The organism is Streptomyces sp. NPDC007896 (assembly GCF_042959425.1).
GTDB lineage: Bacteria > Actinomycetota > Actinomycetes > Streptomycetales > Streptomycetaceae > Streptomyces.
In genome coordinates this window covers 167,404-180,954 of the sequence record NZ_JBIBKX010000020.1, presented here as the reverse complement: position 1 = coordinate 180,954, position 13,551 = coordinate 167,404, and the positions used below count along the sequence as shown (strand labels likewise).

9 protein-coding genes are annotated in these 13,551 nt (G+C 69.4%); 1 reads left to right on the top strand and 8 read right to left on the bottom strand.

What is annotated here, in order from left to right; all coding sequences use genetic code 11:
• Positions 1-22: 22 nt before the first annotated feature.
• From ACFZDJ_RS45015 to ACFZDJ_RS44985, 7 genes are all read right to left on the bottom strand, one after another.
• Complete coding sequence (locus tag ACFZDJ_RS45015; RefSeq protein WP_391068105.1) at positions 23-1,300, bottom strand: GDSL-type esterase/lipase family protein; 1,278 nt, start codon at positions 1,298-1,300, stop codon at positions 23-25.
• The gene (locus ACFZDJ_RS45010; protein WP_391068103.1) at positions 1,297-3,729 is read right to left on the bottom strand and encodes a glycoside hydrolase N-terminal domain-containing protein; all 2,433 of its coding nucleotides are present in this window, start codon (positions 3,727-3,729) and stop codon (positions 1,297-1,299) included. The genes ACFZDJ_RS45015 and ACFZDJ_RS45010 overlap by 4 nt, the downstream gene beginning before the upstream one ends.
• A gap of 154 nt (positions 3,730-3,883) precedes the next feature.
• Positions 3,884-5,698: a carbohydrate-binding protein gene (locus ACFZDJ_RS45005; RefSeq protein ID WP_391068100.1), complete on the bottom strand. Its 1,815-nt coding sequence runs from the start codon at positions 5,696-5,698 to the stop codon at positions 3,884-3,886.
• Positions 5,699-5,734: 36 nt separating this feature from the next.
• Positions 5,735-6,661, bottom strand: coding sequence for a carbohydrate ABC transporter permease (locus tag ACFZDJ_RS45000; RefSeq protein ID WP_217566993.1), 927 nt, complete (start codon positions 6,659-6,661; stop codon positions 5,735-5,737).
• Complete coding sequence (locus ACFZDJ_RS44995) at positions 6,658-7,596, bottom strand: carbohydrate ABC transporter permease (protein ID WP_248002700.1); 939 nt, start codon at positions 7,594-7,596, stop codon at positions 6,658-6,660. The genes ACFZDJ_RS45000 and ACFZDJ_RS44995 overlap by 4 nt, the downstream gene beginning before the upstream one ends.
• 26 nt (positions 7,597-7,622) lie before the next feature.
• Positions 7,623-8,936: an extracellular solute-binding protein gene (locus ACFZDJ_RS44990; protein WP_391068098.1), complete on the bottom strand. Its 1,314-nt coding sequence runs from the start codon at positions 8,934-8,936 to the stop codon at positions 7,623-7,625.
• A gap of 180 nt (positions 8,937-9,116) precedes the next feature.
• Positions 9,117-10,295: an ROK family protein gene (locus ACFZDJ_RS44985; protein ID WP_384920556.1), complete on the bottom strand. Its 1,179-nt coding sequence runs from the start codon at positions 10,293-10,295 to the stop codon at positions 9,117-9,119.
• 183 nt (positions 10,296-10,478) lie between these two features.
• Here ACFZDJ_RS44985 and ACFZDJ_RS44980 point away from each other — a divergent pair, with 183 nt between their 5' ends.
• On the top strand, positions 10,479-12,587 hold the full coding sequence (locus tag ACFZDJ_RS44980; protein WP_391068096.1) for an alpha-galactosidase: 2,109 nt from the start codon (positions 10,479-10,481) through the stop codon (positions 12,585-12,587).
• Between the two features lie 57 nt (positions 12,588-12,644).
• On the opposite strand, the gene ACFZDJ_RS44975 is transcribed toward ACFZDJ_RS44980, so the two are convergent.
• Complete coding sequence (locus ACFZDJ_RS44975) at positions 12,645-13,283, bottom strand: FxLYD domain-containing protein (RefSeq protein WP_391068093.1); 639 nt, start codon at positions 13,281-13,283, stop codon at positions 12,645-12,647.
• Between the last annotated feature and the right edge of the window lie 268 nt (positions 13,284-13,551).

The following is a 13,551-nucleotide window of genomic DNA, read 5'->3' as shown; positions in this document are numbered from 1 at the left end:
CCGCCCCGCGCGGAGCCTGAGGTCAGCAGGACGTCAGGCTTCCGAGGTCCACCGCGTCGGCCATCGCCTGCATCCCCTTGTCGTTGGGGTGCAGGTGATCGCCGCCGTCGAAGAACGGCAGGATCAGCTGCGGGTCGTACGGATTGCGCGTGATCCTGTCGAAATCCGTCACGGCGTCGAGCGCGCCGCTGTTCCTGATCCAGTCGTTGACGCCCTGGCGCACGGCCTCGGATGCGGCGTCGTACTCGGACCAGCCCTTGAAGGGCATGACGGTCGCGCCGACGACACATTTGCCCGCCGCGTGGGCCCGGTCGATGATCTGCCGATAGCCGGCGATCATGTCGTCCACCGTGACGCCGGAGTGGGCCTTGATGTCGTTGATGCCTTCGAAGAGGAAGACCGTACGGACCCCGGGCTGGGAGAGGACGTCACGCTGGAGTCTGTTCAGGGCGGCCTGCCCGGCGCCGTCCGCGAGCACCTTGTTGCCCGAGATCCCCTCGTTCGCCACTCCCTTCACGGTGAGCCCGGACGCGGCCTGGAGCCGCCGGGACAGATAGTCGGGCCAGCGGCGGTTCCCGTCCGTGGTCGAGGCCCATCCGTCGGTGATGGAGTCGCCGAGGGTCACCACCGAGCCGACCGCGGCGGACGTCTCCACGTCGACCGCGTCCAGCCAGTACCAGGAGCCCATCGGATCGGTCCAGTTGGCCGCGCCCTCTTCGGCCGCGTGGTCGCCCGCGGTCGCGTAGTTGGTCTGCATGGCCATGCCGTGACCGGTCGTCGGTCCCTGGACGCCGGTCACGTACAGGCTGATGACCAGATCGCTCTGGGCGGCCAGCTTTCCGGGCAGCGGATCGCTGAGCACGGTCTCACCGGCCGGGACGGTGACGGACGAGGCCCCGCCGAACGACAGCTGCCGGTTGGAGCCGTGGACCAGCTCCGCACCCCGCTTCCGCAGCCCGGCGTACGCGCTCGCGAAGGTCACCGGGTGCTCACCGAAGGCGTTGGACAGCCGGATCCGCATGTTCGTACCGCCGACGCTGGTGCGCACGATCAGTCGGTAACTGCGGTCGGCGGGTCCCGCCCCCTGCCGGTCGGCGCTGGCACCCCAGGTGACCACGGAGTGCTTGCCCGGCGACGTGGCGTCCGGCGTCACCGGCGCACCCGATTCACCTGATTCGCCCGACGTACCCGACGAGGCCTGCGGCTGCGCCGCCGCCGAGGCGGTCAGGGGCCCGCAGACCGCGAGGAGCAGCGCCGATACGACACCCACGGCGCGGCGGCGGAACCGGGCGCCGCTCATCCGATTCCCCTCAGGGTGACGGACTCACCGGGCTTGAGGCTGACCTTGCGCGAGGCGCCACCCGCGGCGACGGTCGTCTCGCGGCCGCCGACGCTCTTCAGCGTGGCCCGGGTCACCTTGCCGTTCTTCCAGCTGAGGTCGGCGACGAAGCCGCCGCGGACGCCCACGCCGGACACCGAGCCGGATGCCGCCCAGGCGGCGGGCAGGGCGGGCAGCAGCTCGATGTGTCCGGGCCGCGAGTAGACCAGCATCTCGATGATCGCGGAGGGGGTGCCGAAGTTCGCGTCGATCTGGAAGATACCGCGGCCTTCTCCCATGTCCATGATGTCGAAGAGGTTCGGCGCCGTGCCGTTGCTCCCGCTCACCGACGGCTTCAGGTTGTTGACGACGAGCTGGTAGGCGTTCTCCGCGTTCTTCAGCCGGGCCCAGCACAGGCTGCGCCAGGCATTGGACCAGCCGTAGCTGTTCATGCCACGAGCGGTCAGAAGGGCCGTCGCGCCGGCGAGGATGTCCTTCGGCGTGGAGTCGTCCGGGCGGATCCGGTCGCCGGGGAAGAGGCCGAAGAGCGGGGAGAGATGACGGTGTGTGGTCTCGCCGAGGTTGTCGGGCGACATCCACTCCTCCAGCCAGCCGGTCCTGGGGCTGACCACGGGCAGGTACAGGCGATTGCGCAAGCCGTCGATGGTCGCGCTGTAGGAGGTGTCCTTGCCGAGTACCCGCGTTGCGGTGTGGTAGTTGCCGAAGAGGTTCCACACCACTTCCTGGGCGTAGGTGATGCCCTTGGCATCCTGCGGACCCTGCTCGGGGGACCAGTCGTTGTCGTCGACGAGGACCTCGCGTGAGGTCCCGGAGGCGTCGGTGACGGTCGTGGTGATGAGGCGGGCTTCCCAGAACTCCACGGCGCCCTTGATGAGGGGATAGATCTTCTTGAGGTAGGCGCGGTCCTGGGTGAACTCATAGTGCTCGAACAGGCTCTGGCAGAGCCAGGCGTTGGCCGCCGGGTGCCACCACCAACCGCTGCCGCCGTAGGGGTTGGTGGAGAAGGCCACGGTCCAGCCGGCGACTTTCCCGCTGGAGTTGCGATACCTGTTGGTGGGGGTGTTGAACAGTCGCCGGGTGACGTCCGTCCAGGAGGACAGCTGCGCGAGGCAGTAGTCCGCGAAGGCGTCGAAGCTGTCGGACAGGCCCGCCCGGTCGGCCATCCAGTAGTTCATCTGGACGTTGATGTCGGTGTGGTAGTCGCCCATCCAGTCCGGGTCGTTGCCGTCCAGCCAGGGGCCCTGCAGACCCATCGGCAGACTGCCCCGCGACCCGGAGATCATGAGGTAGCGGCCGAACTGCAGGTAGGCGGCCTCGAGTTCCGGGTCGGGTACGTCGTCCCGGTGGCGGGCCCGCAGCCGCTCCCAGGTGTCCAGTTCGCGCTGCGCGGCAGAGGACGTACCGAGGTTGATGTCCAGCTGTCCGAACACGGCCCGGAAGTCGGCGACATGTGTGTGCAGCAGGGTGCTCGCCGAGTGACCGCTCGCGTTCAGGACCTTGTTCCTGGCGAGGCGCTCCGGGGCCAGGGACGGATCGCGGAACTTCGCTGCCGCGTCGGGCGCGTAGTTGGTACCACCGCTGACGACGACGGTGAGGTCCTTGCAGCCGCTGAACGCGATCGACGTACCGTCGACGCGGACCCTGCCGGTGCCGCTGTAGGCGGTGACGGCGGCGCCGTACTTGAGGCCGTTGGCGAAGGACGCGCCGAACGACGCGTACCGTCCCGCGCTGTTGGCGGTGGTGGACTCGCCGTGGGTACCGGCGAGGGAGACGGTACCGGTGTAGGAACCGCCGCCCTGCTGGGAGAAGTACAGGACGATGGCGTCGTCGGGGGTGCTGGCGAAGATCTGTCGCCGGTAGGTGACGCCGGAGATGTCGTACGAGGTGCTGATCAGGCCCTGGGCCAGGTCGAGGGAGCGCCGGTAGTTGTCGACGTTGCCCAGGTCGTGGTCGGGGATCGCGACGGTGAGCTTGGCCAGCAGGGTCAGGGAGCCGAAGTCGTCGCGGCCGTAGGGGAACTGGCCGTCGCTGTCCAGCTTGTCGTTGAGGCCACCGGTCCACAGGGTGGCGTCGGTGATCATCAGGAGTTCGCCGGCGGGGTCGTTGCTCGCGAGCGCACCGAGGCGCCCGTTGCCGACCGGCAGCCCCTGCTCGATCATCGAGTTGGCGGAGCCGGGAGCCCCCCACCACAGCTGGTTCTTCGCGGCGTCGGCCGCGGACAGCATGGGGGATGCGGTGGGGCGCATGGGGGCCGCCGAGGCGGTGAAGGCGGGCAGGCCGCCGAGTGCGGTGGCCGCGCCGGCTGCGGCGGCGAGGGCGAGGAAGCCCCTGCGGCTGGGGGTGTTGTCGTCTGATGCGGTGTGCTGGATGTCCACGGTTGTGCACTCCATATCCGGGAGCGGCTCGTGCGGGAACGACGGTTGCGGACCGTCGGCGTGGGCCAGGTCCCCACGGGGCCCGGGTCGTGTCACCGGGCCCCGTGGGAAGCGGGGCGGCGGACTGCGGAACTCAGTCCAGCTGCTGAACTCGGGCTGCCTACGGACGTCAGACCGACTGCGGAACGACGATCTTGTCGATGTCGGGCGCGTATCCGCTGCCGCTGTCGAAGGTGATCGTGTTGGAACCTGCCTTCAGCGCCAGTTGGAGGCTGACCATCTCGGCCGTGCTCCAGTCGCCCGTGGAGGGGAACTTCTCGCTGGTGCCGTTGCCGCTGTTGGAGAAGACCGTCACCGAGCGGGAGTCGCCGCTGACGTAGGCGACCTTGACGGTGTAGATTCCGTCCTTCTTCACCGTGACGTCGTTGAACCGCAGCTTGCCGCCGGTGTACAGATTGCCGACCTTCTTGCCGCCGGAGCAGGCGTCGCACCCGGCGACGGAGGCGTTGCCCGACAGGGTGTTGGCGGCGTCCTCGGCCTCGTAGCTCGTGGTGGTCAGCGTGCTGCCGCCGGGCTTGACGGTGAACAGCCGCGAGCCGTGTGCGGGCAGCGCCTCGGTGATCTTGTTCTTGTAGGTCCCGAGGTTCGCCTTGTTCCACAGGTCGCGCACGGAGGCGTTGCCGGTGAATCCGAGGGAGGCCCACTGGGCGGTGACGGAGGCCGGGGAGTCACCGAGGTTGAACAGGGCGACGGTGTAGCTGCCGTCGGCGTTCTTGGTGCCCCAGACCTGCTGGTTGCCGACCGGGGTGATCGGACGCGCCACGGGCGAGTCGTTCTGGTCGACGGCGATGACTTCCTTGTTGGTCAGCAGGGAGACGCCGTAGCTGTCCAGCTTGGTGAGGTCGTCACCGGTGAACAGCGGCGACTTGTTGATGGCCCACAGAGTCATGTAGCTCTGCCGCTCGGCCTTGGTGAGGCCGTCCATCTCGCCGTTGCCGACATCGAGGCTGTCCAGGTCGTTCCAGCCGCCCGGGCCCGCCTTGCGGCTCCACGCGGGGGCGTCGTCCCACCGGTCGTTGACCGAGTTCTCCCAGGTGACAAGGGTGTTGCAGTAGCACTCGACGTCGGTGTCGATGCGCCAGCCGTTGGAGTACTTCTTCCAGTCGGCGGCGTGGCCGATGTCGAGCGACCAGGAGATTTCGAGGTGGATCGGGCGCCCGGTGGCGGAGATGGCCTTCTGCCAGGCGGCGACGTCGGGGACGTTGTTGTAGTTGTCACCGGACTTGAAGGAGCCCGGGCCCACGCCGTCCAGCTTGAAGAAGTCGTAGCCCCAGTCGGCGAACTGCTGCGCCTGCGAGTCGATGTACTTCTGCGCGCAGGGGTTGTCGAAGTTCAGCTTGTAGGCGTTGTCCCAGCCGTTGGTGGTGCGCAGGTCCGGGTAGGCGACGTCGGCGGTGGTGCAGCCGGGGGCGTTCCAGATCGGCGTCTTGCCGTCGCCGTACGCCCCCTTCTCCAGGCCGACGGGCAGGTAGATGCCGGCCTTGAGGCCCTTGGAGTGGATGTGGTCGGCGACCGACTTCATGCCGTGGGGGAAACGGACCGGGTCGGGCGTCTGGCGACCGTACTGGTCGAAGCCCGTCTTCCAGGTCTTGTCCATCCACCAGCCGGCGTCGATGTTGACATGGTCGTAGCCGTAGTTCTTCAGCTTGGCGGCGAGGGCGTCCGTCTGCTTCAGGACGTTCGCCTCGGTGAGGTAGCTGTAGTCGCCGTCCGGGTTGAGGCCCGGGTATTTCGACGACTGCATGCTCCAACTCGACCAGCCCATGTACGGCTTGGCGGCGACGGGGGTGGCAGTGGTCTCGCGTGGCACGGGGGTCTTGGCCTGTGCCGCCGGGACGGTCGTCGCGAGGCCTGCCGTGAGGGCGAACACCACCACGGCTCTCAGGGTGCGTGCGGGCAGGACGGAATACGAGGGTGACCGCATGGGTCGTGCCTCCTGTGGGTTCAGGGTTGGGGCGGCTCAGCCCTTGCCCGAGCCGATGGTGAGTCCGCTGATGAACTGGCGCTGGAGCGCGAAGTACACCAGGAGGGTGGGGATCGCGGTCATCAGGGCACCGGCCGCGATGAGGTTGGGATTGGTGAAGTACGCGCCTTGGAGGTTGGCCAGGGCCGAGGTGATCGGGCGCTTGTCGCCGCTCTCGATCAGCGCGAGCGGCCAGAAGAAGTCGTTGTAGATCCAGATCGATTCGAGGGTGGCGAGGGCCGCGAAGGCCGGGCGGCACAGCGGCAGGATGATCTGGAAGAACTGGCGCCAGACGGGGGCTCCGTCCACGAGCGCCGCCTCGGAGATCTCCTTCGGGATCGTCTTCATGTAGTTGCTGAGGACGAAGGTGCAGAAGCCGGACTGGTAGGCGATGTGGATCGCGATGATGCCCCAGGCCGAGTTGTAGAGGAGGAGCGAGTCGCTCATCCACTGCGGCAGCGGGATGAGGAGGTAGAGGCGGTACAGGGGGGTGATGAGGACCTGCGCCGGGAGCAGGTTGCCCGCGGTGAACAGCATCAGCAGGACGATGTTCCAGCGGAAGTCGAAGCGGGAGACGAAGAAGGCGACCGCGGCCGAGAACAGCAGGGTGCACAGGACGGACGGCACGGTGATGAGGACGGAGTTCCAGAAGAAGTGCGGCATCCCGGACTGGCTCCAGGCGTCGCTGAAGTTGCCGAGGCTGAGGCTGTGGGGCCAGGAGAGATACCCGTGCTTCGCGGTGTCCGAGTAGGGCCGCAGCGAGGTGTACATGGCCCACAGCAGCGGGACGAGCCACAGCAGGGCGATGCCGCCCAGCATCAGATGACGGCCGGTCTGGCGCCGCGGCCCGGAGGGGGTCTTCGGCGTCTGCTGCGCGCGCCGGGTCCGCGGTCGGGAGGCCGGGCGCGGCACGGTCGTGGTCACTGGTCCTCCTTGCGGAAGTTCTGGACGAGGAAGGTCCCGATGGCGGCAAGGGAGACCACGAGCAGGACGACCGCGAGGGCGGACCCGTAACCGATGTGACTGGACTCGCCGATGATGTTGTCGGTGATGAGGAGGGACAGGAGTTCCATGCCCGGCTTGCTTCCGACGCCGCCGCCGAGGACGTAGACGACGTCGAAGGAGCGCAGGGACTCCATGACCGTGATGACCAGGATGATGACGTTGACCGGTTTCAGGGCCGGGAAGACCACCCGCAGGAAGGTCTGGCGTCCGTTGGCCCCGTCGAGCGCGGCGGCCTCCTTGAGCGCCGGGTCGAAGCCCTTCAGGCCGGCCAGGTAGAGGATCATGATGTATCCCGTGTGCCGCCAGCTCGAGGCGACCAGGACGGCCCACAGGTTGAGGTCGGAGTTGCCGAGCCAGTCGATGTGGTGGCTGGATCCGGCGGCGCTCAGGATGCCGTTGAGCAGCCCCGTGTCGGGGTTGTAGATGATCTCCCAGATGAAGCCGACGACGGCGAGGGAGAGCACCATCGGCAGGAAGATGGCGGTCTGGTAGACCCTCGTGAAGCGGATCTTCCGGTCGAGCTGGTAGGCGAGGAAGATGCCGAACGGGGTCGGCAGCAGGGCCGTGAACAGCAGCCAGATCACGTTGTGCCGCACCGCGGGCCAGAACGGCGGGTAGTTGGTGAAGATCTCCTTGTAGTTGTCCAGGCCGATCCAGTGGATGTCGGCCAGGTCGATGCCGTCCCAGGTGGTGAAGGACAGCCCCAGGGAGGCCAGTGCGGGCAGCCAGACGAAGAAGAGCAGGGCCGCCAGCGGGATGCCGATGATGACGGTGAGAAAGATCCGGTCGCCGGTGCCGAGCCGGCGGGGACGGGCGCGTCGCGAGGCGGGGGGCGTGGTGGGCGCGGAGGACACGGTGCGTGAGACCTTTCCGGTCCTGGTCAGGCCGTGAAGAAGCGCGAACGCTGGGACTCGATCTTCGTCAGCGTTCCCGAGCCGTCGTCGGGGTGGCTGAGCCACTCGGTCAGGCCGGGAAGTACGACGGTGGAGATGAAGCCGGGGTCACTGTCGCGGTCCGCGAACTGGCTGATGTGCTTGGCGGAGGCGATGAGATCGGCGGACTTCTTCTGGAGCGCGTTGTACGAGCCCGTGCTCGCCTTCTCGTTGACGGCGAGGTTGCTCGGGTCGACCCCCATGTACAGCTCCTCGGCGTGGGCGCCACCGAGGAACTCCAGGAACTTCTTGGCACCCGACTCGTTCTTGGGCCGGCGGCTGAGCATGAAACCGTCGGTGGGTGCCTCGACGGCGTCCTGGCCGTGAGTGGCGTCGATCTCGGGGAAGGGGAAGAAGTCGATGTCGGCGCGGATCTTCTCGTCGGTGATCTGCTGTCCGAGGAAGAGGCCGATGACGGCCATCCCGGACTTCTTGTCGAGCAGCGACTGGGCGGCGTCCTGCCAGGAGCGGCCGGCGGCGCCCTGCTGGTAGTAGGGGGCGAGTTCGCGCCAGTGGTCGAGGGCGGCGAGGGCGCGCTTGTCGGTCCAGGAGACCTTGCCGCGCATCAGCGACATGTGGAAGTCGTAGCCGTTGGTCCGCAGGTTGAGGTAGTCGAAGGCGCCGAGGATGCTCCAGGCGTCGCCGCCGCCGTAGCCGGAGGCGATCGGCGAGAGCCCGTCCTTCTTCATCTGCTTCGTGAGCGCGATGAACTCGCTCCACTTCTGAGGGACTTGGTAGCCGCGCTCCTTGAAGAGGCTCTTGCGGTAGAAGACGGCCCACGGGTAGTTGTACAGCGGCACGAAGTAGTACTTGCCGTCCTCGCCGCGCGAGAGCTGCTTGGTGGCGTCGCTGAAGTCGGCGCCTATCTTGTCCCACACGTCGTCGAGGGGGCTGCAGAGCTTCTTCTTGGCGAAGTAGTCCATGCGGTAGCCGGCGAACCAGGTGAAGACGTCGTCCGGGGTGCCCTGCAGATAGGTGGAGATGCTCTTCTGGAAGGTGTCGTGGTCGACGGTGTTCGTCTTCACCTTCAGCCCGCTGTCCTTGACGAACGCCTGCGTGACGGCGGCGTAGGCCTCCTTGGGCGTGGCGTCGCCGCCGTTGGATCCGAGGGTGACCGTCTTCGGGTCGGCCCCCGCTCCCCCGCCGCAAGCGGTCAGAACGGGCGCGGCCAGCGCGGCGGCGCCGAGTCCGAACAGTCCGCCGACGACTCTGCGGCGGCCCGGGTCACGCGCAGCCAGGGGATTGCGGCTCTGCTGCGTCATCGTTGCTCCTCATGCATGTCAGTACGTGTCTGATCGGCAGTGCGGGTCTGATGGGTGGTGCAGGTCTGAACGGCAGTGCGGGTCTGATGAGCGGTGCGGTCCTGATGAGCGGTGTGGCTCTGGTGGGCGATGCGGCTCTGGTGGGCGATGCGGGTCCGACGGGTGGTGCGGGTCCGGTCTTCAGCGCGCGTCCGAGGTGATGAAGGACTGGATGGCGGTGGCCGCCGCTCCGCGCGCCCACTCCTCGAAGGGCAGCGGCCGGGTCTGTACGTCGCAGTGCGCGGCCGAGCCGAAGGCGGCCGCGGCGAACGCGTCACGGATCTGCTCGGCGAACAGGTCGTAGGCGGCCAGGCCCTCGCCGGAGATGATCACGCGCTCGGGGCCGAGGAGGTTGGCCACGGTGGCGATGCCCCGGCCGATCGCCGCTCCCGCCCGGGCGTACACCTCCCGGGCGCCGGGGTCGCCGTCGTGGGCCAGGGCCAGGGCCGCGGTGGCGTCGGCGACGCTCGCGCCGGTGACCTCCCGGATCCGGCCGACGATCGCGGGGTCCGAGGCGATCGCCTCGACGCAGCCCCGGTTGCCGCAGTGGCAGCGGGGACCGGCCGGGTCGATCGCCACGTGCCCGATCTCACCGGCCACGCCGTGCGCTCCCGCCACCACCTGTCCGTGCACCACCAGACCGCAGCCGATGCCCGCGCCGACGGTCACCAGCGCGAAGTCGGACAGCCCGACCCCGGCCCCGAACCACTGCTCGGCCACCGTCAGCGCCCGAACATCGTTGTCGAGGGTGACCGGCAGGCCTGTCGTGGTCGCGGCCAGTTCGGCGAGGGGGACGTCGCGCCACTCAAGGAACGGCGAGTAGCGCACCACCCCGGCCGCCCGGTCCACGTCACCCGAGACGGCGATACCCAGCCCCCGGACCTGCACCCCGAAGCCGTCCGCCTCCGTCAGCAGTTCCTGTACGAGCCCCGCGACGGAGGTCAGTACCGCCTTGGGTTCGCGGGAGGTGAGCGGAACGCGCCGGGCGACCCGGATGCGGCAGCACAGGTCGGTGAGTACGGCGATGAGCTCGTCGCCCGTCACCTTGATCCCCAGGAACAGGGCCCTCCCGCCGTCGACCCGCACCGGGTTGGCAGGCCGCCCGAGGACGGGCTGCCGTGCGTCGTCGGCGATGTCCTCCACGAGGTAGCCGGCCTCGATCAGCGGCCGGACCGCCTTGGTGACCGCCGCCGCCGACAGTTGGGTCCGCCCCGCTATCTCCGACCGCGTGAGCGGGCCGTGGGACAGCACGGTGGTGAAGATCTGGGAAGCGGCCGGCGTGTGGGCCGGGAACGCCTCGGTGGGAGAGGTCGAGCGCATGGCCGGAACCTAAGGCCCTTATTTTCTGCTGTCAATGAAAGAAACAGGATTCTCTTGAGGATGCTCCATGAGGCACCTGTGACCTGTGAATTCCAGAATGCGAGCAGCCATTGACACGTGATCCAAGGTCGGGGTTGGCTTTTCCTTGTCTCGTACGTGAGCACCCCCTGAACGCGAGGATCCATGTCGCCGATCTCCTTCGCCCCGGACACCGGGGTCTGGCTGCTGTCCACACCGCGCACCTCGTACGCGCTGCGGATCGACGAGACCGGAGCGCCCTGCCATGTCGCGTGGGGTCCACGACTGACGCCGGCGGAGGCCGAGGAGCTGGCCGTGCCACCCGCGCCCGAGGCCAGCAGCTTCGAGGGCAGGCCGCCCGTCGGGGAGGAGCTGCCCGTCGACGGCGGCACGCGCTATGGACCGCCGTCACTGCAGGTCCGGTTCGCGGACGGCTCCCGCGCCTTCGAGTGGCAGCCGGCCGGCCACCAGGTCGACGAGGGCGAGCTGACCCTGTCGTTCCGCGACCGCCGCTACCCGTTGCGGGTGGCGCTCCACTACCGGGTGCGCGAGGACACGGACGTCATCGAGCGCTGGACCGTCGTCCGCAACGACGGCGACGAGCCCGTCACCCTGCTGCGTGCCGACTCCGCCGCCTGGACCCTGCCGCCGCTGCGGGACTACCGGCTCAGCCATGTCACGGGCCAGTGGTCCGCCGAGAGCCAGTTGCGCCGCGACCGACTGCCGTACGGCGAAACCGTGTTGACCAGCCGTCGCGGGATCACCAGCCACCACGCGAACCCGTGGCTGATGCTCGACGCGGGTGAGGCGACGGAGGAGCACGGGCGGGTGTGGAGCGCCGCCCTCGCGTGGAGCGGGAGTTGGCGCGTCACCGTGCAGCGCACCCCCGACGGGCGGGCCGGATTCACCGGCGGCCCCGGCCAGGACGGCACGACCGTGCCGCTCGCGCCGGGCGAGGAGTGTGCCACTCCCCCGTTCGCGGCACTGTGCACCGACGGCGGCTTCGGCGCGGCCAGCCGCGCCTGGCACGCGTATGTCCTGGCCCATGTCCTGCCCCATGCCGACGAGTTCGCCCCGGTGCTCTACAACTCCTGGGAGGCGACCGGCTTCGACGTCGACGAGGTCGGGCAGAAGGCGCTGGCCGAGCGGGCGGCGGCGCTCGGGGTGGAGCTCTACGTCGTCGACGACGGCTGGTTCGGGGCGCGCCGCAGCGACCGCGCGGGCCTCGGCGACTGGACACCGGCGTCCGACCGCTTCCCGGACGGGCTCGCCCCGCTGGTCCGCTCGGTGCACGGGCTCGGGATGCGCTTCGGCCTCTGGGTGGAGCCCGAGATGGTGAACCCGGACAGCGACCTGTACCGCGAACACCCGGACTGGGTAATGCACTTCCCCGGGCGCCCCCGCTCCGAGCTGCGCAATCAGCTGGTCCTCAACTTCGCCCGCCGCGAGGTCGCCGACTGGGCCCACGGCTGGCTGACCCGGCTGGTCGGCGACCACGGCATCGACTTCCTCAAGTGGGACATGAACCGCGCGTTCAGCGAGGCCGGCTGGCCCGACCGGGAGGACGGCGCCGACCGCCTCGGCCCCGCGTACGTGCGCAATCTCTACGGTGTCCTCGACCGGCTGCGCGCGGACCATCCGGGGCTGCGGATCGAGACGTGCAGCGGTGGCGGCGGCCGGGTCGACCTGGGCATTCTGGCCCGTACGGACCAGGCGTGGGCGTCGGACAACACCGACGCCGCCGACCGGATGGGGATCCAGCAGGGCTACGGCCAGATCTACCCCGCCCGCACGATGGGCGCCTGGGTGACCGACGTACCCAACCAGCTCACCGGACGTACGGTCCCGCTGCGCTTCCGCTTCCACGTCGCGATGGCCGGGGCGCTCGGCATCGGGGGCGATCTCACCCGCTGGTCCGAGGAGGAACTGCGGGAGGGGGCCGACCTGGTCGCCACGTACAAGAAGGTCCGCCATCTCGTCCAGCACGGCAGGCTGGACCGGTTGTCGCCGCCCGCCGAGGACTCGGTCTGCGTGGTGCAGTACACCGCCGCGGACGCCTCGGAGACCCTGCTGCTCGCCTACCGGCGCGTCTCCCGCCACGGCGCGCCGAGACTGCCGGTCCGGCCGCGCGGACTGACCCCCGGCGGCCGCTACCGCGACGCCCGCACCGGCGCCGTGCATCACTCCACGGTGCTCGGCGAGTACGGCCTCGACCTCGACCTGCCGGCGGGCGACTGGTCCAGCACGGCGGTGCACCTCGTCCGGGAGGACTGACGCTCCGTCAAGGTGCTGGTGGGCCGCCCGATGTCGCTCTCGCCCGTCGGGCGCCCGTCAGTACCGCTGGGCCTTCGCCAGGACCGGGGTCAGCTGGGGCTGGGTGGGCTGTCTGCTGATGGCGACGGGCTGGGCGCGCTGCCCCGGCTTGAGGTTCTCCGCGCCCACGAACCTGGTCTCGACGACCTTGCCGTCGGCGTTCTTGAAGTCGACCTGGACGGCGTACGAGGCCGTGCGATCGGTGTTGTTGGTGATGGTGACGAGCACGGCGAGCAGGCCGCCCGTCTTCGCCCTGGGCAGGCCGGTCATGGCGACGTCGGACCGTGCGTTCCCGGAGCCCTGCACCTTCTTCAGCTCCGCCTGTGCCTGCGCGCTCGCGCGGGCCGTGTCGGCCGAGACGGACGCCTCGAACTCCGAGGCGGCGGCGGACAGCGAGGAGGCCGCCGCCGAGGCCGAGGCCCGGGCGGAGCCGATGATCGAGGAGGCGGCCGAGGCCAGGGCGGACGGCGGTGTACCACTGAACGACGAGGTGTCCGGCGGGGTGGCGCGCGGGGTGACGGAGGCGGCGCCGCTGTCGCCGCCGCTGTTGGTGCTGCACGAGACGAGCGCGGCGCCGCAGGCCAGGGTGGCCAGGAGGGCCGCGGTCGCGCGGCTGCGGCCGGTCCGTGCCGGGCCACCGTGGGTGCGTCTGCTCATGGAGCTCGTCCTCTTCCTGCCGGTCCGAAAACCCGCTCTACGGGCCTCCCTCATGCTCCGTGCGGGGCTCCGCGTCCGCGATCGGTACTGACCCGTTGGGGTTGCCCGGGCCATGGCAGACCGGGGTCCGGGCGCGGGCCGGCGGGACGTGTCCCGCAGAGTGCGCAGGCTGACCTCGGCGACCTCAGCGAGCCGGGCCGCGTCGTAGGGCTCGGCAGGTGTCATTCCTGTACGGCGTCGATGACCCGCTTGATCGCTGCGGGCCGCG